At 42.3% G+C, this 21,184-nt stretch carries 23 protein-coding genes and 1 tRNA gene; 12 read left to right on the top strand and 12 right to left on the bottom strand.

The window, feature by feature from the left end; translation table 11 throughout:
• Positions 1-101 precede the first annotated feature (101 nt).
• A tRNA-Gln gene (locus PN499_RS09810) sits at positions 102-173 on the top strand.
• A gap of 348 nt (positions 174-521) precedes the next feature.
• Here PN499_RS09810 and dprA read toward each other — a convergent pair.
• From dprA to PN499_RS09795, 3 genes are all read right to left on the bottom strand, one after another.
• On the bottom strand, positions 522-1,673 hold the full coding sequence (dprA, locus tag PN499_RS09805) for a DNA-processing protein DprA (protein ID WP_272031651.1): 1,152 nt from the start codon (positions 1,671-1,673) through the stop codon (positions 522-524).
• A gap of 50 nt (positions 1,674-1,723) precedes the next feature.
• Positions 1,724-2,404, bottom strand: coding sequence for a YdcF family protein (locus tag PN499_RS09800; RefSeq protein WP_272031650.1), 681 nt, complete (start codon positions 2,402-2,404; stop codon positions 1,724-1,726).
• Positions 2,405-2,555: 151 nt separating this feature from the next.
• Positions 2,556-3,212 carry a DUF2301 domain-containing membrane protein gene (locus PN499_RS09795; protein WP_272031649.1) on the bottom strand — a complete coding sequence of 219 codons (657 nt, stop codon included), beginning with the start codon at positions 3,210-3,212 and terminating at the stop codon, positions 2,556-2,558.
• Positions 3,213-3,293: 81 nt separating this feature from the next.
• Here PN499_RS09795 and PN499_RS09790 point away from each other — a divergent pair, with 81 nt between their 5' ends.
• Positions 3,294-3,911, top strand: coding sequence for a hypothetical protein (locus PN499_RS09790; protein ID WP_272031648.1), 618 nt, complete (start codon positions 3,294-3,296; stop codon positions 3,909-3,911).
• Between the two features lie 224 nt (positions 3,912-4,135).
• Here the strand turns inward: PN499_RS09790 and PN499_RS09785 are convergent, their stop codons facing one another.
• Positions 4,136-4,900 carry a DUF561 domain-containing protein gene (locus PN499_RS09785; RefSeq protein ID WP_272031655.1) on the bottom strand — a complete coding sequence of 255 codons (765 nt, stop codon included), beginning with the start codon at positions 4,898-4,900 and terminating at the stop codon, positions 4,136-4,138.
• Between the two features lie 294 nt (positions 4,901-5,194).
• Positions 5,195-5,506: a WGxxGxxG family protein gene (locus PN499_RS09780; RefSeq protein WP_272031647.1), complete on the bottom strand. Its 312-nt coding sequence runs from the start codon at positions 5,504-5,506 to the stop codon at positions 5,195-5,197.
• Positions 5,507-6,691: 1,185 nt separating this feature from the next.
• Between PN499_RS09780 and PN499_RS09775 the strand changes: the two genes are divergently transcribed.
• From PN499_RS09775 to PN499_RS09760, 4 genes are all read left to right on the top strand, one after another.
• Entirely contained in the window at positions 6,692-7,939 is a 1,248-nt protein-coding gene (locus PN499_RS09775; protein WP_272031646.1) for a GTP cyclohydrolase II, read from the top strand.
• Positions 7,940-8,023: 84 nt separating this feature from the next.
• Complete coding sequence (locus PN499_RS09770) at positions 8,024-9,106, top strand: adenylate/guanylate cyclase domain-containing protein (RefSeq protein WP_007354842.1); 1,083 nt, start codon at positions 8,024-8,026, stop codon at positions 9,104-9,106.
• Positions 9,107-9,155: 49 nt separating this feature from the next.
• Positions 9,156-9,284 (top strand): hypothetical protein, encoded by a 129-nt coding sequence (locus PN499_RS09765; RefSeq protein ID WP_272031645.1) that lies wholly within the window; start codon positions 9,156-9,158, stop codon positions 9,282-9,284.
• 64 nt (positions 9,285-9,348) lie between these two features.
• Positions 9,349-9,918: a hypothetical protein gene (locus PN499_RS09760; protein WP_272031644.1), complete on the top strand. Its 570-nt coding sequence runs from the start codon at positions 9,349-9,351 to the stop codon at positions 9,916-9,918.
• A 558-nt stretch (positions 9,919-10,476) separates the two neighbouring features.
• Here the strand turns inward: PN499_RS09760 and PN499_RS09755 are convergent.
• The 3 genes from PN499_RS09755 to PN499_RS09745 form a co-directional block, all read right to left on the bottom strand.
• Positions 10,477-11,526 (bottom strand): mannose-1-phosphate guanylyltransferase, encoded by a 1,050-nt coding sequence (locus PN499_RS09755; protein WP_272031643.1) that lies wholly within the window; start codon positions 11,524-11,526, stop codon positions 10,477-10,479.
• A 109-nt stretch (positions 11,527-11,635) separates the two neighbouring features.
• Positions 11,636-11,932 (bottom strand): hypothetical protein, encoded by a 297-nt coding sequence (locus PN499_RS09750; protein ID WP_272031642.1) that lies wholly within the window; start codon positions 11,930-11,932, stop codon positions 11,636-11,638.
• A 243-nt stretch (positions 11,933-12,175) separates the two neighbouring features.
• Entirely contained in the window at positions 12,176-12,991 is an 816-nt protein-coding gene (locus PN499_RS09745) for a class I SAM-dependent methyltransferase (protein WP_272031641.1), read from the bottom strand.
• Between the two features lie 258 nt (positions 12,992-13,249).
• Between PN499_RS09745 and PN499_RS09740 the strand changes: the two genes are divergently transcribed.
• The 3 genes from PN499_RS09740 to PN499_RS09730 all read left to right on the top strand — a co-directional run bounded on the left by PN499_RS09740 (position 13,250) and on the right by PN499_RS09730 (position 15,916).
• The gene (locus PN499_RS09740) at positions 13,250-14,566 is read left to right on the top strand and encodes an LCP family protein (RefSeq protein ID WP_272031640.1); all 1,317 of its coding nucleotides are present in this window, start codon (positions 13,250-13,252) and stop codon (positions 14,564-14,566) included.
• Positions 14,567-14,668: 102 nt separating this feature from the next.
• Positions 14,669-15,181 carry a globin family protein gene (locus PN499_RS09735; RefSeq protein WP_272031639.1) on the top strand — a complete coding sequence of 171 codons (513 nt, stop codon included), beginning with the start codon at positions 14,669-14,671 and terminating at the stop codon, positions 15,179-15,181.
• Positions 15,182-15,325: 144 nt separating this feature from the next.
• Positions 15,326-15,916: a phycobilisome rod-core linker polypeptide gene (locus PN499_RS09730; protein WP_272031638.1), complete on the top strand. Its 591-nt coding sequence runs from the start codon at positions 15,326-15,328 to the stop codon at positions 15,914-15,916.
• A 138-nt stretch (positions 15,917-16,054) separates the two neighbouring features.
• On the opposite strand, the gene PN499_RS09725 is transcribed toward PN499_RS09730, so the two are convergent.
• Together PN499_RS09725 and PN499_RS09720 are read right to left on the bottom strand one after the other, a co-directional pair.
• On the bottom strand, positions 16,055-16,414 hold the full coding sequence (locus tag PN499_RS09725) for a DUF5615 family PIN-like protein (protein WP_272031636.1): 360 nt from the start codon (positions 16,412-16,414) through the stop codon (positions 16,055-16,057).
• Positions 16,398-16,649 (bottom strand): DUF433 domain-containing protein, encoded by a 252-nt coding sequence (locus PN499_RS09720; protein WP_007358346.1) that lies wholly within the window; start codon positions 16,647-16,649, stop codon positions 16,398-16,400. Before PN499_RS09720 ends, PN499_RS09725 begins: the two co-directional genes overlap by 17 nt.
• 293 nt (positions 16,650-16,942) lie before the next feature.
• Between PN499_RS09720 and PN499_RS09715 the strand changes: the two genes are divergently transcribed.
• The 3 genes from PN499_RS09715 to PN499_RS09705 all read left to right on the top strand — a co-directional run bounded on the left by PN499_RS09715 (position 16,943) and on the right by PN499_RS09705 (position 19,694).
• Positions 16,943-18,244: a serine hydrolase gene (locus PN499_RS09715; RefSeq protein ID WP_272031635.1), complete on the top strand. Its 1,302-nt coding sequence runs from the start codon at positions 16,943-16,945 to the stop codon at positions 18,242-18,244.
• Between the two features lie 86 nt (positions 18,245-18,330).
• Positions 18,331-18,843: a hypothetical protein gene (locus PN499_RS09710; RefSeq protein ID WP_272031634.1), complete on the top strand. Its 513-nt coding sequence runs from the start codon at positions 18,331-18,333 to the stop codon at positions 18,841-18,843.
• 14 nt (positions 18,844-18,857) lie between these two features.
• On the top strand, positions 18,858-19,694 hold the full coding sequence (locus PN499_RS09705; RefSeq protein WP_272031633.1) for an alpha/beta fold hydrolase: 837 nt from the start codon (positions 18,858-18,860) through the stop codon (positions 19,692-19,694).
• A gap of 2 nt (positions 19,695-19,696) precedes the next feature.
• On the opposite strand, the gene PN499_RS09700 is transcribed toward PN499_RS09705, so the two are convergent.
• Both PN499_RS09700 and rlmB read right to left on the bottom strand, forming a co-directional pair.
• On the bottom strand, positions 19,697-19,978 hold the full coding sequence (locus PN499_RS09700; protein ID WP_272031631.1) for a DUF1816 domain-containing protein: 282 nt from the start codon (positions 19,976-19,978) through the stop codon (positions 19,697-19,699).
• Between the two features lie 98 nt (positions 19,979-20,076).
• Complete coding sequence (gene rlmB / locus PN499_RS09695) at positions 20,077-21,165, bottom strand: 23S rRNA (guanosine(2251)-2'-O)-methyltransferase RlmB (RefSeq protein ID WP_272031654.1); 1,089 nt, start codon at positions 21,163-21,165, stop codon at positions 20,077-20,079.
• Positions 21,166-21,184 lie beyond the last annotated feature (19 nt).

Raw genomic sequence — 21,184 nt, 5'->3', positions numbered from 1 at the left:
TGGAGTGGGAATTGGCGCAGTTTTGAAGAAAATTTTAATTTAGATCGGCAAATTGCTTGACACCTGCTGTGTAAATGCTAGAATGACAAAGGTTAAGTCATTGGGGCGTCGCCAAGTGGTAAGGCAGCTGGTTTTGGTCCAGCCATTCAGAGGTTCGAATCCTTTCGCCCCAGTTTAGTAGATTAAATTTTAAAAATGATTTGCTCCTATCAAGTTTTACTCTGGTAGGAGCAATTTTAATGGCTAAATCAGTATAAGGGTTTTAGAGAAATTTACTGGTCTTGCCATCTCTAGGATGTCTGTGGATAAAATTTTTGGCAATTTTGCAATAATTTTTTGAATTTATCCCAGTTCGCCAAAGTTATGCAACAGTAAGTAATGGGACATAAATATAAATGTAGGGTGGAATATAGGTTAACCTCTAATTCTAGCAGCTTGGAGCGTCCACTTAGGTGAAACATCTAGCGCGAATTTTAGATTTTTCAGAGAAACCCGGTTCCTTTGCTTAAGCCTTGAAAATTTTAACAACGTTGATAACGCATTCCCGGCAACTGCGAAACTAACTCTAACAATTCTAACTGTAAAAGTGCACTAGAAACCGATCCAGGTGCTAAACCTGCTCTTTCAACAATCAAATCAAAAGTAGTAGATTCAAACGGGATCGCCTCCAATACTTTCGCTAATTCTGGCTCTAAAATAGGCGGCGGATTTTCAGGAAATAGGGACAACTGTTGAGGAGAATTTAATTGAGCAGAATCTAATTTTGGTATAGCCCCCAGCATTTCTAACAAACGCTCTTCACTTAAAAAGCGATCGTTACTAGGTAAAATAGGATGAGCACCTTTACTCAATAACTCTAAACATCCAAAAGAGCGCTCATCGTCTAATCTCGCAGTTAAAACATAAACATCTCGACAAAAATCATTAGCCTGATAAGCAGTAATTAAAGCACCCGATTTCTGCGGTGCTTCCATTACCAATACCGCCCGACTTAAGCCAGCAATAATCCGATTGCGTTGGGGAAAATGAGTTTTATAAGGTTTGGTTCCCGCTGGATATTCGCTAATAGCCAATCCTTGCTCTAAAACTCGTTCAGCTAGCTTTTTATTGGTAGCAGGATAGACAATATCAACACCAGTGCCAAAAATTGCTAGAGTCCTTCCACCGCTGTCTAAACAGCCTGTATGAGCTTCTGTATCAATGCCGGCGGCTAATCCAGAAACAATGGTAAAGCCTCTTTTTGCCAAGGCTGTGCTAATTTTACGAGTCCAACGTTTTCCGTATTCAGAAGGCGATCGCGTGCCGACAATCCCAACAGTCGGCGTAATACCTTGATTTTCTTTCAGATCCACATTACCACGATAATAAAGCACAGGTGGTGGATTCGGTATTTCTAATAGTAAACGGGGATAATCCGTATCGGCTGGTGTCCAAAAACAGGGGTTTTTCTTTTGATGTTCTTCGAGGAATTGTTCGGGATTAAGACGGGATCTTTCTCCGATGACTGTTTCAATTGTCTGCTTACCAAATCCATTAACTTGTTGTAAATCTGCTGGTTTTGCCGCCCAAGCATCTGTTAAATTACCAAAGTGTTGCTGTAATCTGTGCAGCGACATTGGCCCGACACCTTTTATTTGCGACCAAGCTAACCAGTAAGCACGTTCTCCGCTCAAATAAGTACCCTCACAACAACTAACAACTAACAACTAACAACTAACAACTTTCAAGCTTTCCAGCCCATAAAACTGGCGTAAATATAAGCAATAACTTCGTTGATCACCGTCCGAAATCCTGTGCTAGAATTCCACCATAACTGACGATCGTAATCTTCCGCTTTGCCTGCGATTACGCCTACTTCGACTTCAGGACTCAAAACAGCTTTAAACAGCATCCAACTCCTGCGGGCATGAGCTCCCAATGTATAAATATTAATCGATTTTACCTTTAAATCAGAAGTTGCCAGCCAATCTTTTAGTGCTATGGCGGAGGCGGTAGTTCGGTATTTAATTACATAGGGTGCAGGCACAGCTATCAGTTTATCTTTATCCAGCCCTCGTACAATGCAAGAAGCGGCTGTTAGTTCGGCATAATTCTTATATTCAGCGAGATAGTATCCTTTGCCTACAGGTAAACCTGTGGTAATTAATTTACTGTAGCCTCCTTTTTTGAATTCTGCGATCGCGCTATCTACTGCATAGTCTGGCAACCATCCTTCTACTACTAATACGTCAGCTTTTACTGGCGCATTTACTGCTAAGAATGGATAAATATTTCCGATTATTAATATCGTGGAAGCTATTAAAGATATAATGATAATTATCCAGCCTTGCCATGTAATTACCCATACCTCTTTTCGCTGGATTAGTTGAATTTTATTTGTTTTTTTTGATTTGTGGTTCTGCATTAAATTCAAGAAACTGTAGCGCAGGCAAGACGTTGGCAGATTTAGGTCAATTATTTTTTTCCCCATCAGGCAACGGATTATGTAATGGATTTAAAGAAGTAATTACCAATTACCAATTACCAATTACCCATTACCAATTACCCATTACCAATTAACCTGATTTCTGCGAGTGTAAGTAGTCAAAAACACTTTTATCGCCGATGTCTTGGGGGATGGGTTGAAATACTTTTCTCAGCCCAAATATCAGAAACAAAACTGCCCATAATGCTAACAAAAATTGTTCTTTGTTAACTGACAAAAAACCCATGATATGTCCTAAAATCAGAAAAGGAACAACAGGTGTTAAAAATTTGGTTTCTAGACGGTTGAAACAAAATGCTTCCTTGAAATAAATTCCCACCAAGGCAGCGAAGGTAAAGCCAATACCCCAGAGTGAGCTAGGATGATTATAAACTGCTAAAGCGAGGGGTTCGCTGCTTTGTAAGGTGAGAACAAGTGCGGCGATACCACCGATCCCCCAAAATAGTTGAAGGAGGCGGTGTAGCAGGATCATGTAAATGTGAATAGTGGCTAAGCTAACGCCTAATGCTAGAGAGAAACATACGTAAATTGGCGTTAAAGCTTGCTGTACAATTGGGTTGTCACCTTGCCAAAGTACGAGTACAGTGCCGATCGCAAAACAGATGGCTGCGACAATTAAGCCGCTGCGATAGATGATAACTCCGGTGCGATCGCTTTCCTCGATCGTAAATTCCCCAAACTGTCCCTGGTAGACTTCCGGTTCAGATGAGTTCAGTAATTGCGTCATAGCTTGCTCCTATTTCTCAACCACTAAGGTACTACTGCCAAGATATACTTTACTAATAAACCTGCATTAGTGGCTAAAGTCATGTCTAAATTTGACGATCAACCAAATAAAACCAAATCCGCAGCAGCTAGCCCACAGCTCCAGCCGATTCAGCTTGATGAGACTATTGTAGCAGGAAGAAAGCAAAACATAGAGAGAAGCCTAAAAAATATGTTTGAGAGTTTGCCTAACGTTCACTTTTTCGATCTGGAAGGCGAGGATGACGATCTAGAAGAAAACGACTTTGACCTAGATGAATTTGAGCATAAAATTCAAAAAATTCTCAATGTAAAAAAAATTGATGTTAGTGAGAAAACTTTAAAAAAGTATTTAGAATTTTTGAAAAAAAATATTAAGATGCCTTGCAATCTTACGGGGCAAGAAGAATTTGTTTGGGAGGAGGAATTTGTTTTTGGTCGTGGTAATAAAAAAGAGTATGAAAAGCTGAAAAAGATTCGACCCTCTTATAGTGATGTATTCAAACTTCTGCGTTTCGAGGATTTGATTTCGGAGGAAGTGGGTATTCTTGTAGAGGTGCAGCGTGTCTCTGATGGCAAAAATTTCACATTGCCTGTTGCCGATTTGGAGGCGACTGAGGAAGATTCGCCCAACAGGGATTTATTGGATGATTACGCGATTTGGTTTTTTAATTATGATTAATAAAAATGTTAACTGTTAATTGTTAACTGTTAATTGTTAATTGTTAATTGTTAATTGTTAATTGTTAACTGTCAACTGTTAATTGTTAACTGTTAATAGAGAGTTGGGTTTCGCTAGGTTTTACCCAAGCTCAGGTTCTCACATTTTCAACTTTTAACTTTTAATTTTTAATTTTTAACTTTTAATTTTTAATTTTTATGGGGTGCGATCGCACCCCATGATTATTAAGAAGTGTAAGTCACAGCAGAGATCGGCGATCGCGACACCGTAGCCATTGCTTCCACCAAACTGCGAACAGCGGCCACCATAGCAATTTCGCTGTTGAGTTGGTTGATAGCACTACCTACGCCAACGCCAGAGGCACCGGCGGCGATTGCCAGAGGTGCAGTGACGCTGGAGATCCCGGAAGCGCAAAGCACTGGTACTGAAACGGCGCGAGAGATTTCGTAGGCGGCGGCTAAAGTTGGGCTAGCTTTTTCCATCAGTCCCAAAACCCCAGGATGTACTGGTTTGGCGCTGGTTCCGCCTTCTGTCTGAATGATGTCAGCACCAGCTTTTACCAAGTCTAGAGCTAATTGTACTTGGCGATCGAGTTCCAAGATGTGCGGGACGGTGACAGAGAGGGTAATGTGGGGAAGGAGCGATCGCGTCTCGCGAGTTAACGCTAACACTTCCTCAGCTTCAAAGCGGCGACCTTGAGCGTAGAAACTGTCAAAGTTACCGATTTCAATCAAATTAGCACCCGCTGCAACTGCGGCGAGGAATTTCTCAGGTTCTACAGCAGATACGCAAATCGGCAGATTTGTCAATTTACGAGCCATTTGCACTAAATTGACATCGGCGGCAATATCGATAAAGCTTGCGCCGCCAAGATCCGCTGCTTTAACGGTAGCTGCGACTCGATCGACATCAAAATTGTTCAAACCACTGATAATTTTAAGTGCTCTGCCTTGCTCGAAAGCACGTTGCAATTTAGGATGTACGGTCATGTTGGTTTTCAAATCCAAAAATTTCTCAGCATCATTGTGACACGAACTAGGAACTGAAGCACTTAGGCTGGGAAAATTTGTAGATACCTTTCTAGGTAACAGAGGATAATAATCCTTCTAGGGAGATGCAATCAAAGGCTTTTCTCAATACAATTATATCTTTTTGTAAAAGCCCTCTAATTCCCTAACTTAACGATCGCTCCCCTAATTGTTAAAACAAAAAACCCCCAACGGTGGGGGTCTCACGATTTCTATTCATGCTCTAACGGGTTAACTTACCCTCTGAGTTGAGCCTTAGCGGTAGTCGCTGCGAACTGGATCGCGATCGCTCGTGGTACTGTTATAATGCACTGTTTCTTCTCGTTTGCGGGGAATCAAACCCAACAAACCAGTCAAACCTAACAAACCTAACCAACCCCAGTCGAAGTCATTATCGGCATCGGTATCATAAACATCCGCTCGAGGGGTTGTGGTAGTGGTGGTAGTGCTGTCAGTATTTGGAGAGGTATTACTCTGAGCTGAAGCGGGAAGAGTAGCAGGTAGAATCACTAAACCCGCTGCCATCACACTAGCACCAATTACCTTAGATAAATCAGAACTTTTCATAATTCAAACTCCGCTCTCGTTGAACAATCTTGCACTCTTTACAAGAATACCGATTCCCCCCAGAAGTAGAATCTCTCTAGAGCAGTAAATGCGCTGAGTGTAAACTCTCACTGTAGGGAGAGAAAATCCCAATCTCAGGCAAATTTAAGCGGCAAATTCTGGCAGTGTTCGCTGTTAGCTCAACTCTCATTTTAGTTGGACGAAAAAAAAATAAGCTCTTGATTAAGGTAAGATTTTATCCTTCTAAACTTAGGCGGCATCCACTTTCTAGACATTATCGCCGTGAATTCAAGTACGCGGCGTTGCTCTTCGATACCACAACTCCGAGGGCATGAAGAATCCCCAGCTCGCGCTATAGTCCGTAAGTAATCCTAAGCAATCCCGCTGCTACGATCGCCAATCAATCCACCAATTGTTGCGGTATGGTAAGTGGAGGGAACTATACGCAATTTCAACCCATTTATCGCGCTTTTCGATCGCGAGCTGACATTTTTACTGCGGTGGAAATCCAGGGAGTATCTACCCTTCCTTTTGTATCTAAAATTACGCCACCTTTGAAGAGAATAGACTGACCGTAATTGGCTGTGTCTGCACGTCTTCTGACAGTGAGAGGAGCTTTGTGTTTAACACAGGTGGTAGCTAGTCGCTAAACTTCTGTTTCGTTTAGGACATAAACTACAAAATTGCTATTTTTATTACTTAAGATGGATTGGAAATTTGTATTAAACTGGTAATACTTTTCATATATAGAGCTGCTCATACCATTAAGATATTCTTAGTTGTTTAAACCTTGACTTTATATTCTATTTTCTTTCTCTTCCCTTCTTTAGCTAACCCCTACTCTATTTTTATCTGCACCTATCAGTGGTTACTTTTGGAGAAAATTTGCTAGACACTCAATTATTTATTTTTAAACTACTCCCTCAATTACCACAATTTTCTCTAACATTATCCCAATATTTTCTAAATTCAATTTCAAAATTATCTGTAGCGAAGTCTAGGCGTGTAAGTAGTTTAAGTCTATCTAGATGGCGTTCAAAAAACTTGCTAAAATAGAAGTGAGCGTTGTAAATTTGGCTACACCCGATACTTCTAAAAGCAGAATGCTGTTAGTATGGTGGAGGGTTGTTTTCAATCGCGAGTAGCCTACCAGCTAACAACAGTATCTATAGTAAGCAGGAAACCGTGCCTAAACCCAAGCATATTGTTTTAACCTCCCATCCCGGCAAAGCAGGCGCAAAATCGATGCCGATTCACTGGGGAGAAAGCGATCCCCTCAAGCGCGGCCCAGTTATTGGCACGCTCAGCAAGGCAACTCACCGTAATGCAATCGGTACTCATTCCGGTTCCTACTCTGTTTATCGGGCGCTGGCGATCGCATCTGGTACACTCCAAGCCGATCACCGTCCCGATTTTACCAATACCTCTCCCGCCGAACGCATCGGCCCTCATCCCAGTTGGAGCGATCCCCACAAAATTGTCTGCCTCGATCCCTTCGGCGCAATGGTAGGCGAAGTTTACGCCACATTTTACGAGCAAGGGTATGATATTCGCCCCTCAATTGCTATTACTAAAGCTCACATTAATATGCCAGAGCTGCAAGACGCTATAGCAAAAGGACGAGTACAAATTGATGGTAAAATTGTCAAAGAAGGTGGCAACTTAGTAGTAACTAAAGTTGCCCTAGATCCCGTCTGGTATCTGCCAGGAATTGCCCATCGGCTTAAGGTTGAGGAAAGCCATTTGCGACGGATACTTTTTCAGCAAACAGGAGGGATGTTTCCTGAGTTAGTAACCAGACCGGATTTACATATTTTCTTACCCCCAATTGGCGGGATTACGGTTTATATTATCGGAGATGTTGCTAATATTACTGATCCCAACAAACCCCTCGCCGTCCGCGTACACGACGAGTGTAACGGTTCCGATGTTTTTAGTTCCGATATTTGCACCTGTCGGCCTTATTTAGTACACGGAATTGAGGTTTGCATTCAAACTGCTGTAGAGGGAGGTGCTGGTGTTATTGTTTACTTCCGCAAAGAAGGAAGAGCATTAGGAGAAGTGACGAAATTTTTAGTTTATAATGCGCGGAAACGGCAGGAAGGAGGCGATCGTGCCGATGCCTATTTCACTCGCACTGAATGCGTAGCTGGCACTCAAGATATGCGATTTCAAGAATTGATGCCAGACGTACTGCACTGGTTGGGAATTACCCGCATTGACCGCTTAGTATCCATGAGCGATATGAAATATAATGCAATTAAGAATTCTGGCATTGAGGTAATTGAGCGCATCCCCATTCCTGAAGATTGGATTCCCGCAGATGCACAGGTAGAAATTCTTGCTAAGAAAGCTGCGGGTTACTACACACCAGACAAAGTACCGGATGCTACAACTCTGGCGGAAACAAAAGGGCGGGGTTTAGCAGATTAGCATTGTAGAGGCGCAATTAATCAGGGGCTACGAATTGCACCTCTACAATAATTATTGTATCTTTTTGTTTGCGGTCTAAAAATCATGGCTAATTTGCGTTCTACTGTTATAATGAAAACTGATATTTGCGGGTATACCGCTAGAGTAAAAACCTTATCTCAAGGGGCTTTAAGTAGCTTATTAAACGAACATAAAATTTTCATTTCAGATATTAGTGCTAAAAGTGAAGGAAGTATTATTAAAGGTGAAGGAGATTCGTTTTGGATTATTTTTCCCAGCGTGACATCAGCGGCATTAGCAGCCATAGAAATGCAGCAAGAATTGAGGGCACAGCAGTCAGGAAAAACTGATGATGACCGCTTAGCAATTCGCGTATCAATCACCTTGGGAGACGTATTGCACCAGGATAAAGATATCTTTGGTAATACAGTTAACTTGACAGCAAGAATAGAATCAGTAACTCCTCCCGATGAAATATATTTATCCCAGGCGGCTTGGTTAGCACTTAATAAAGCAGAAGTACAAACATCTTTTGTAAATGAGTTTTCCTTAAAAGGAATGAGCGAACCGGAAAAAGTATACAAAATAGATCAAGAACACAAGACAAGAATTGTTAAAAACCAGGCAGTTATTAAAGCCGATTTGAGAGGATTTATTGCCTATCAAGAATCAAATTCTATCCAAGATGTAGAATATTTATTGACGAATTTTGATATGTTTGAAAAGACAATCTGCGAAGAATACGGCGGCACAATTCGCAATGTTGTCGGCGATTCTCATCTTTTAACTTTTCCCGAAGCTCACTCAGCTTTAGCAGCAATGGAAAACCTATGTGAAAACTGGAAACTTTTTATTCAAACTCATCAAATACCTTGTGGTTTATCGATTGGAATTGCTAAAGGTAATTTATATATTTTTAGGTCTTGCACCTATGGAAAAGATATTAATACGGCGGCGAGACTAGAAAAAGTTAGTGGCATAGTTTGTCCGGGTACAGATAAAAATTCAGTGGTAGCTTCAGAACAGATTAAACGGGAAGTTAGCGGTTCTAAGTGGGAATATAAATTAATAAAAATTGATAAGAATGTGATCTTAGATAATATTATGGATTACAGTCATTTTGATTTTTTTAAGGAGAATGAAGTTTATCGGTGTCTAGTTGATTAAAAGCTGGCGCTAAAATCAATATAAACTTGTCGTAGAGAGCAGATCGATTATGCCTGAAACAATTGCCATCACAAAAGCAATTACCAAACTCAACGAAGCTCAAGAAAAATTTAACATCATTCAGGTAAACAATCCTCAATTCTTCACCGAATGGCTGAACGATATCAAATCTGCCTAGTTTTATTTTCTTTAAAACACTATTATATGTTAATATTATAAGGCACTATAATAAGAATTAATACATGGTAGATATCGGTTCATATCAGGTGCAAATCAGAACTAAAACTGATGGCGAACAAGAGGCGATACTTTCCCCTGCAACAGCAGTAGATATGCCGATTAATTGGACTTGTAGCTGGCCAGATATCTGGCAAAACACAGAGTTTGACCTGGAAAACATAATCAAGCTGGAGTATCAACAACAAGTCTGGGGATTAATGAGATATACCCTCTATCCTTACCCTGGTTCGCCGGAGACACTAGAAATTGAAAATCTAGAAGCTAACCCTGCGAGTGCAGGTACGAAATCTAACAGATTGATAGAACCTATCGGAAAATGGCTAATCTGGTATGCGACACAAATAGGTCTGCGATATTGTTCAGGTGGTGTAAGTGATACGCTAATCTTACTGAAATCACTGGATTCAGCTTTTGACTATTATAGATATACAATAGAGATGGATTATGTGGGAGCGACCAACCTCGCCCCAGGAGAAGATGGATATGTCTTTAAATTCTCAAGAGAGCAAGCAGCAGAGTTCTGCCGCAGACAAGAGCAAGAATGCGGAGTCCCTACGCATATTGACCCCTGAGCAAATTCAGGTAGGTACAAATGTCATAATGACTCATGCTCAACGACAAGCCTTGTGGAAAAATTCTGAAGTTGGTAAGTTGCTTGGTTTTGACCGCTGGTCTGATGGGGTTGTTACCCTGTCAAAAACCATACCTAGAGAGGTTTGAGATGTTTTGTGGTAAAAAAAGATGGGGGCGATCGTTGTTAACAACCCCCCATCTTTTCTTTAATCCACTTGTAGGGTGTGTTAGACACAGGAATTGATCGAGATCATCAGGTTTTAGCGTCTGACGCACCCTAGTGATTGTGCTAATCTCAGATTTACTTAGGATACGAGGTCATGTTAACGGTAGTGGAATCACTCACTTGTTCAGTAAAATGCCCACCTTCGTAATGACTTCCTTTCCCGTGACTATTAGAACCACCTTTTCGGTGACTTCCTGTTCGATTTCGGGCCTCAGCAGATGTAATAAACAAAGAGGAAACAAACAGAATTACCAAACTGAAAACTAAAACCTGTCTCAGAAACTTCACCATAAAAAGTTACTCCTCTCATTCTCAAGTACATTTTACTATATTAAAGTAAATCCCTCAAAGTCGCATCTTCCCCTAACACCTTTAACACCTGCTTAATCTCCTGAGTCCTTTCTTTCTTCACAATCAAAGTCACATTTCCATCTCGTACCACCACCACATCTTCCAAACCAATAGTCACAATTACCTCAGCATCATCCGCCGCATAAAAAATTCCCCCACTCGTATCAATTCCCACATGATTTGCTAACTCCACATTCGCCTTATCTCCCTGCAACAAACGCGCGATCGCATTCCAATCCCCCAAATCATCCCAACCAAAAGCCACAGGCAAAACATAAGCCTTCTGCGTCTTCTCCATCAGCGCATAATCAATACTAATCTTCGGCAAATCGTGATAAGCCGCCGCACCCTTCGCTTCCAAAGCCGCCATCATTTCCGGTACATAACTCCGTAACTCTGCCAATACCACCCCCACCCGAAATACAAAAATCCCCCCATTCCAACTAAACCTACCCGTAGCTAAAAATTCCTCAGCCGTTTTCAAATCCGGCTTTTCCGTAAACCTCGCCACCCGATAAGCAGGGAACCCCCCAAAACTACCAATTTCCTCACCTTGCTCAATATAGCCATAGCCAGTCGAAGCATAACTAGGCTTTACTCCCAAAGTTGCGATCGCATCCCTACTCACAGCCAACTCAGCCGCCGCCGCCAAAGTCGCCTCAAATACCTCCGGTTCTGCAATCCAATGATCCGCCGGGAAAAATCCCACCACCGCATCTTCACCATAACGCCGAGAAGTCTCGATCGCAGTCCACGCCACCGCTGGGGCCGTATCGCGTCCCTCCGGTTCCGCCAACAAATTCTCCACCGGCAATAAGGGTAACTGTTCCCGCACCCCATCCGCCAACTGTGCAGAAGTCACCACCCACAAACCATCCCAACCCCCAGCTAACGGCAATAAACGCTCAGCCGTAGCTTGCAACAAACTCTTACCACTGCCATCCAGACTCAAAAACTGTTTTGGTCGATGTTTGCGACTCAACGGCCAAAAACGTTCACCCTTACCACCAGCGAGAATAACAGGAATCATAATTTATTTAGGATTTTAGAGTTTGCATGATTTAATTTTAATAGCAAAATGGCTGACGATCGCGGCAAAGCCTTCTTCCTTCTATCTTCTTCCTTCTTCCTTCTTCCTTCTACACATATTCATCAACAATGTTGTAAATAGCTTGCGCTAATGCTGGATCGAATTTTAATTCCATAATCTCGCTTTCAGGATTTTTCATTATTACATTGTCTAAACTTTTGGCTTTGAAACGAAACATATCTGCTTCAGTATTGACATCGATCTTGAAGTTGTCACCATCTACTCGAACGGAAACGATATCATAGAGCGAAATTTTATACGTAAAAGTCAGAAGATATTTAAGCCGACTTGATGTATTGATGATTTCCTGAATTTTTTCTCTATTGGTAAAACAAATGTCTGCCATATAAGTAGTCGGACATAATTAAACGTAGGGTTGGCGCTCACCGCAACAAGCCTGTAACTCATAGCTAAATCCAATTAAAAATTAAAAGTTAAAAATTAAAAAGGAAATTAATTAAATTTTTAATTTTTAATTTTACATTTTTAATTCTTGAGAGAGGCGAGCGCCCACCTTACAATTTATAGCGTTTATTTATGTCGGACTACTTAGTTGTTAGTCCTGAATTTGTTAGCAGCCTCGAATGACTTACTTCTGCGCGATCGCATACAAGACATCTACCTCCAGTTTATGAACTTCGTTAGTCCGCAGAAATTCCAAATTCGCTTGTCGCACACGCTCCCTTGCGGCTGAGTTCAATTGGTCAATCGTACCCCTGAGTCCCCCACCCAAAATCATCGTCCACCAATCTTCAGGAGAAGCCAGTTCATGGGTGACAGCTTCGGCGAAAACCTCTATCTGTGTTGCGCCACCCGCTTCTAGGAGTGCCTTGAGCGAGTCGCGATCGCTAATACGATCCCAGGGTGTAAATTTTTTAACCAAGTCTGGGCGTTCAGCCTCAATCGCATTCCAGAATATTTGGTTAGCAGGTTCAAACACTTTCTCTCCCCAGGAAGTAATCGCTAGTTTCCCCCCAGGACGAACCATTCGCCAAAGTTCTCGAACTGCTGCAATCATATCTGGAACAAAGAAAATCCCGAAAACACAAACAATCGCGTCAAAACTCTCGCTGGGTAGCCCTAGATTTTCAAAATCGCCATAGCGAAACTCTATATTTTCAAGACCTTGCTGCTGTGACTTATTGCGTGCCAGTTCCAGTAAGGATTCGGCAATATCTATACCTAGCACCTGTCCAGTCGCACCTACAGATATTGCTGCGGGAATTGCAGAAGCACCAGTCCCACAACAAACGTCTAAAATACGATCTCCAGAACTAAGCGAAAGTCGATCGATCGTTTGTTGCCCAAAACGACTCCAGAAAGATAAGGCTGGAGCATCAAAGCGATCGGATGCGGCATTAAAAATTGTTTCTATCTTCGCGATCGCCTCTTCCTTGCTAGTCATAAAAAATTTCGGTAATGGGGAAATGAGAGCGTATTTTATAATTAAACAGCTTGACTAAAAAGGGGAAGTGGTTAAAATCGCTGACCTGATTACCCTCTCAGGTCTAAGTTTTGCAACTTTTCTAACTCGCCCTCTGATACTAAATCTGCCCTAATATTAACATTCCGATCCGTTGCTATCAACGCTCCACCGTTGCCCCCTCCCCCGCTATCCCACGCGATCTAAAATCTAAAACCAAAAATCTAAAATTTAAGACCTATGATTCCCTCACGCCCACAACCCAAGGTAGCTCGATCGCTGTTTTGGATTTTTCTCCTATTATTAATCGCCACTGCATCAGCCACCTTTGGAGCAATTTTTGGCGCAATTACCGCTCTGATCGCCCCCGTAGAGCCTGAAATCATCTCGAAGGCCCTAGACTCCTATGACACATTCACGGGAGCGCCCAACCGCCTTGAATACCGCCTATCTCGCCCTGTTAATATCTTAGTCATGGGAGTCGATCGCGTACCAGAAGCCTCCCCCAATTCTTCCCAAGCCTTTAACGGTCGCAGCGATACAATATTGCTAGTGCGAATCGATCCTAGCGATCGCTCTATCAACTTGCTCTCCATCCCACGAGATACCCAAGTAGAGCTTCCCGGAATTGGTCAAACCAAAATTAGCGAAGCCAACGCTCAAGGGGGCCAAGCTTTAACAGCCAAAGTCCTTAGTAATACTCTCAATAATTTGCGTATTGAGCGTTATGTCCGAGTAAGCACGGGTGCATTTCGGGAATTAGTCGATCTTTTAGGCGGCGTAGACGTATTCGTACCCCGTGCGATGAACTACACGGACAACGCCCAGCAGTTAAATATTAACTTAGTGCAAGGGTGGCAAACCCTGAATGGAGAACAGGCAGATCAGTTTGCTAGGTTCCGCAATGATGGGTTAGGAGATATTGGCCGCATCCAGCGACAACAAAGTTTAATCCAATCTGTTTGGAAACGCCTTAGCAGTCCCGCAACGCTTCCCCGTTTACCGCAAATTATCCGCGTGATGCAAAAGTACGTTGACACCAATCTCAGTTTTGAGGAAATCCTGACTCTGGGGAATTTTGGTCTGCAATTGGATCGAGATAACTTCAAAATGGTGATGTTACCTGGTCGTTCGAGTTCTAGTGAGGAAGACTTTCGGAGTTATTGGATTGTAGACCCCGCAGGACGCGATCGCGTTATGTCCCAATTTTTTAAGGTTGGCACTCCTGATTTTGCACTCACAGGGCGATCGCGCAGCGAATACGACCCCATCTTGCCCCGCGACCTCAAAATTTCCATCCAAAACGCCTCCAGCAATCCCCAAGCAGCCACACGCCTTACCACATATCTCGCCGACAAAGGATTTGATAATATCTCAGTCGCCGAAGATTGGCCAGACCGACAGCGCCAGAGCCAGATTATCGTCCAGCGTGGCGACTTAGCAGCAGCCGACATCCTCAAAAAAGCTTTAGGCGGCGGCAAAATTGAAGCAAATTCTACAGGTGAAATCGCTTCAGACTTAACCATTCGGCTCGGAGAAGATTGGGCAAATCGATAACTTTATGATTCTTTCACAATATTAACAATTGCATCAAACCCTTGACTTATCATCATTTTGGCATCAAATTAAAAGTAATAAGTCAAAAAAGAGGCTGTGAAAATGCCCGGAATTAATGCCGCCTGGGAAACTGTAATCAATCAAAGTGATGGTCGCTATCTCAATAGTACAGAGCTTCAGGCAATGCAACGGTATGTGCAAACATTCTCTGTCAGGTCAAAAACTTATGAACTTTTACGAGAGAAATCCGATAGTCTGGTAACGCAGGCGATGAAAAAATTCATGTTAGTACACCCTGATATTGTGCAAAAGCATTCTCAGCGCTGTATATATGACATGAAAATGACTATTTGCATCACAGCCCTGGCAATTCTGCGGGATGACCAACAGTTTTTTAAAGAATGCCTAGGCTTGTGGTTAGCAAATATTCTGGAGGCTCATCAGAAGAATCTTCCTTGTCTCAAAGCTTATTGTTGCCTGGAGGAAATTCTTAAAGAGCAACTACCAACAGCAGCTAGCCAGTTAGTTTTACCTTACATAGATATCGTTTTGCAAGCTTTAGACAAACCAGCTAAACTGATGGCAACAGTTCAGCGAGGCGCAGTCAAAGTTTAAGCGATCGCTCGATCATTTAGTATTTAAGACATTAGCTAGAAGGGTGCAAATAAAGTTAAGGAAAATATGAATTCTGTAAGGAATCTACAATTACTGAATTCATGGTTTTGACACAATATCAAAATGCACTTGGGAGTAAAGACAATGGCATTACAAACACGAATCACAGCCAATCAACAAGCTTCTGCTGAAGAACGCTCCTTGATGATAAAACAAATTTATCAGCAGGTATTAGAACGCCAACCATACTTAGCCGAACGTCGCAAGTTAGCGGAGTTAGAGACATCTTTTATTAAAGGGAAGATTGGCATTCGGCACTTTCTCAAAACCTTAGCACTTTGTCCAGTTTATTTGGAGCGGTTTTACGAAAACAGTTCTAATCTTAAATTCATTGAAAATGCTTTTAAGCATTTTCTAGGACGTTCGCCACAAAATGAAGAGGAAATGCGAGGAAGCGATGAGTTGCTTATCCGTCAGGGAGTAGGAGCAATGATATCAGCTTTGGTAGATTCAGAAGAGTATCGTCACGCTTTTGGTTCCTTTACAGTTCCCTATTGGCGGAAAGATAAACACGAGTCTCCTAGCGCTTATTTGGAAAACCAATTACTCGGAAAAGAGCACGCAGGTCAACGGGGTTGGGGTGTCCCGACTCTTTACTGGCACGAATTGGATTTAGATTGTTATGCGGGTCATTGTCGTCCTGTGAGGGTATCTTATAGTCGCCTGCGTTCTTAATAGTTGGTAAGTAGTTGCGCTTTAGCATTTGGAGAGCGCTGAAGCGTAACTATAATAGTTTAACAAATTGGTTGAAGGCAAAAAGGGAGGAGAGATCGCTATTTTAGGTTATTTGAAAAAGGGCGAAACAGCGATCGCTCAAGGAAGAATCGAAACAATATCCCCAGCATCATTAATACGAACTGCCGAACCTACTGGCAGCGATAATATCATAGTGCTAACTTGTCTCATCAAAGGTAGAAGATGGTCTGGTCTTGTACTGCTACAATCTAATACCACAATTCTAATCAAACGACTTCCTAGATTTTGTTGATAGGGGAGATTTTTATCAGCGGTAATAAAAACATCAAAAGGATGACTCTCCGATCTATCCAGAATTTCCCTGTCTTTTAGGCCTCTCCACCCCATGTCATAAACATTGCTGATTGAATGACCCTCGTCTAAGAAAGGTTGCTTGAGTTTTTGACTTAATAGATTTTCATCAAGCAGTATAAGCATTATTATTACTTTCTAGCGAGAGCATCATCTTAGTTAGATTTTCTAATACTTTAATTGCCTGACTTTCTAAGTAAGGAAAATCATTAATAAATTCTGTGAAACCGCTTTCACCTTCCAGGTAGTCGAAAAAAGTCTTTAGGGGGACGCGGGTGCCGACAAATACAGGTACACCGCTCATAATTTCTGGATCGCGGTGAATAATTCCTCTTGTTTGCAGTAATTCTTCTATTTTCACGGGTTTTACTCCTTTATTAAAAGAAGTGGACAAGTTTAGTTGTAAACTCTCAGTAATTATATCATAACTTTAAAAGAAGCGATCGCTATCTCGATCTTGAACATTTTACTAATTAATAGTTACCATCTTAAACTCGACATTTTGTAAAAACTAATTAAAACTTGAATAATGAAATCAACTTTACTTCAAGAAATTGCGTGAAAATAGATCCCATATTGTAAATGCCCTAATTCTATTGACTTCAGGCACATTATCTGCTTAGATAAAATCTATTATTGTGTGAGAGGTCAACAATGGGGGCTGCACGTTTAAAACTAAACCTAACTAAAACTTTAGCCATCGCCACCGGCATCGGATTGATACAGATAGCAACAATCCTAAAATCTACCTCACAACCATCCAACATCCGATCGCTTTCCGAACTCTACCAAATGCGCGATCGCCTCATCTCTGAACTAGAAAACCCATCCCCCCCAACCCAGCCCAGCTTTTTTTCCTCCATCCTTCCCCAACCTTCCCCCCAAACTGTCGAAAGTCTACGGCAAAATCTTCAGATCGTTGAAGTCCAAATTCTCTCAGAACAAAGGGCAAATGACAACTGGGAACAAGCAATCAGTCGAGCCCAACAAGCTTCAGAAATAGGAAGTCTACCAAACCAGTCTATTACCACCAAGCAACAAGCACAATTTCTCTGGCAACAAGCCATCAATAACCTGCGAGAAATTCCTCAAAACTCATTTCTAGCATCAAAATTAAACTCTAAAATTCAAGAATATCAACGAAACTTAGACACCGCTAACGATGAATTAAATGCTGCCAAATCAGAACTTTTAGGGCGAATCGCCCTAGAAAGTGGCTTGTCTAAGGAAGCCATGATCTCTATTTGTCGTCTTTCTAGAAACTGCATTCACCTCCGAGGCAATCAGCCTCCTAGAAGTCCAGCTAGTTTAATAAAAGTGCCAGTCGCAGTGGCACTTATGCACAAAGTCACTAAAGAAAAAATTAATATTAACGAAGAAGTCTACGTTAATCCCGGAAATTACACGGAAGACGCATCAGAAATCCGATCTAGAAAACGTTATCCGCTAAAGATTTTAGTAGAAGAAATGATCGACCACAGCAGCAACATTGCTACTAATGAATTAATGGATTATTTAGGGACAGATTACATTAACCAAGTTTTAGAAAATAGAGGCTATCAAGTCACTCGCGTTCATTCCAAATTAATGGGGGAGAGAACTATGCCATTTAATGTTGGTTCTGGCCCTAATCGCATGACTAGCAACGAACTTACGGAAATGATGGTGCAAATTTATAACCACGAAATGCCCGGAAATTCGGTATTAATAGATGCTTTAAGTCGCCAGTACGATCGCAAATTGGGATTTGCTGCGCTGGAAGGAACTCAGGCTAAGTGGTTAGGAGAAAAAACAGGTGAAAACTCCTTAGTTCTTGGTACTACTTTAGCGATGAGTATTGACGGTGAGGGATACATTATTACTGTAATTGATAATCGCAGCGGTAGGGATTTACAAATCCGCCAGTGCATTACTAAAATTGCCGATTATATTATCCGCAACAAACAGCTTTTTTAAATTAAAAATTAAAGCGGCGTTATGTAAGTCCTCCCAAGTATAAAATTATCAATAGTTATCATGGCGGTTGCTATAGAACTAATATTATGGAAATTACCTCATACTTGATTGCTGAACTTCCTTTACAACCTAATGAAAGCGATCGAAAACCTCTTTTGCTAAATTATAATCCTAGTACAACACTAGGATATTTCTGCTACGGAGATCGGCGGATTCAACTTTCCTATTCCTACGAAGAAACTGTAATCACCAATTCTTTGCCTACAGGTTCTACAAGTAGAAATATGCAGCCAATGCAGCCGGAAATATCTTGTTCAACATGGGTAAGTTATTTTAGTGATTGGCAGATCGATCGAGATAAATTATACTATGGTTGTCGAAAACTAGACTATGAAAGTGATACTGGTAGAGAGGTAAGGGATTTCTCTGGTTTCAGTTTTAATAATACTACAGGTGTTTGGGAATGTACCTGGCAAAAACGAGATGTGCAGGATGTTTATAATACAACTTTTGAACACTTATGGAGTATCGAACTCGTATTAAATCTGCTCGATTTTACAGGTAATTACTATGAATATAAATATACAAATTACACCTAAAAAATAGATAAGTTATGGTATTACAACTTAACGTTAATGTCAAAGGCAAAGGCTTTCCTATACTTTGTCTGCATGGCCATCCCGGTTCCGGTCAATGTATGTCCGTTTTTACCGATCGCCTATCTCAGCGTTTCCAGACATTTTCTCCCGACTTGCGCGGCTACGGTAGCAGCCGTACTACTGAAAATTTTGACATGGAAGACCACCTCGCCGACCTCGAAGCACTCCTAGATAGATTTGGCATTCAGCAGTGCTTGGTACTCGGATGGTCACTCGGAGGAATTTTAGCCCTCGAATTGGCTATCCGCTACCCACAGCGAGTTACGGGTCTCATTTTAGTAGCTACCGCTGCTAGACCGAGAGGAAATCATCCTGCGATCGCCTGGGATGATTATCTTTACACTGGTATCGCCGGAATCATCAACTGGTTGATCCCCAGTTGGGAGTGGAATATCAACACCTTTGGCAAACGCTCGCTCTTCAGGTATCTAATCCAGCAACACACAGCCACAGCCTACCGATACTTAGCGTCCGATGCTACTCCCGCCTACTTACAGACCTCTAGCGCCGCCACTGGAGCACTAAATAAAGCCCTTAGAACCGGATACAACCGACTGGCGGAATTATCCCAGATCGAATGTCCCTGTTTAATTCTGGCAGGTGAAGCCGATCGCCACATCACCTCTGAGTCAAGCTTAGAAACAGCCCGTCACCTCAAAGATGCTCAGTGGCAGTGTTATCCGAATACAGCCCATCTTTTTCCTTGGGAGATACCAGATCAATTACTTGCTGACATTGACCGTTGGATTGACAGCCACTCTGGGGGAAGTACGCGATCGCAGGAGTTCTAATTTTATGACTGACCGCTAAATACTGGCCAGCCCCCTGGCTCACCAATCTTTCCCAAGTCATCTGCGATCGTTAAATCGACTGGCTTGCAGCGTTTAAGCGACACACTGATACCTAGAGCCCCTTCATTTTCCAAATCCTCAATGTAACCAACTTTGGCGGCCTTAGCCTCCGCAGTCGTCAGGAAAGGGCCAAAGTAGTAGGTGCAGCGGGGAGTCGCAGTCACGACTTCCACCCACAATGCCAGTCCAAAGAAGTTGAGCAAGCTAATTAAGAGTTCTTTCATGATTCTTGTATCAATTTGCTGATTTTTTCCGGGGTGCTACGGGAACTCAGAGAGCCTTCGTTCTTTACACTTTGTTATACTTTGTTGCCTTTCTTTTTTCAATCACCCTGATTATTTATTAAGGTGAAACCTAATTGACCACGTTGACGATAAATCTCATAAAGAGCCATGCCAGTAGCTACTGAGACATTAAGGCTCGGAGTGTTACCCCTTAATGGAATTGAAACCAATTCATCGCAGCAGCGCTGTATCAAAAGACTCAAACCGTCACCTTCGCTGCCTACAACTAGAACTACTGGTCGAGCTAACTTTCCAGTAAACTGCACTGTGTGTATGGCTTTGCCCTCCTTTGCGGCAGTGCCATAGATCCAAAAACCAGCCGCTTTCAATTCTTCTAAGGCGCGGCTGAGGTTGACAACTCTGGCTACGGGGAAATTCTCTAAAGCTCCTGCGGCTACTTTTCTCACGGTCGCAGTGATCCCCACAGCTCGCCGCTGCGGGATCACCATTCCCTGCGATCCCAGAGCTTCTGCTGTCCGAATAATTGCTCCTAAATTGTGGGGATCGTTTAGACCCTCAGCAACTACCAGCACTGGCTGCTCGGAAGCAGATTTAGCGTGAGCGATCAACTCGCTAAGTTCTTTGTAGTCGTAGGCAGAGACTTGAGCGGCTATACCTTGATGAATGGCGCGATCGGTAATTTGATCCAGTCGGCGGAAGTCAACTTCATCAACAATGCTGCCATTGGCTTTAGCTTGATTGACCAAGCTATGAAACCGGGGATCGTATCGGAGTTGGGGGGTAATCCAGATCCGATTAAGAGTTCGCTCTTTTTCCAGAGCGGCCTGGACGCTATGGCGACCGTAAATTAGCTCTGTCTCTTCGTCTGAGAGATTAGCGGCTGTTTCGTCAAGGGGGCCGCTATCTTTAATATGGCTTTTTTCTACTATCTCTGGTCTATTCCCAGCTCTGACTATGCCCCTTTTAGAAACAACTGGCATGGGGAGTTCATGAGATTGAGCAGCATGGGGCGATCGCTTAATCGGCCCTGTTACGCTACTATTCCCTGAACGAGATTTTAGCTCGACGCGAGAAGCCGGTTTATCGTCCAGATAGCGACCCTTTAGTTTTAAGGGCTTATTATCAGACTGTTTGCGTTGTAGGTTTGGTCTAGAAGGTTTTTTCATCTTTAAAAAGACAAGGAGG

Source organism: Kamptonema animale CS-326 (assembly GCF_028330895.1).
GTDB classification, from domain to species: domain Bacteria; phylum Cyanobacteriota; class Cyanobacteriia; order Cyanobacteriales; family Microcoleaceae; genus Kamptonema; species Kamptonema formosum.
This window is presented reverse-complemented; position numbering and strand designations above follow the sequence as displayed.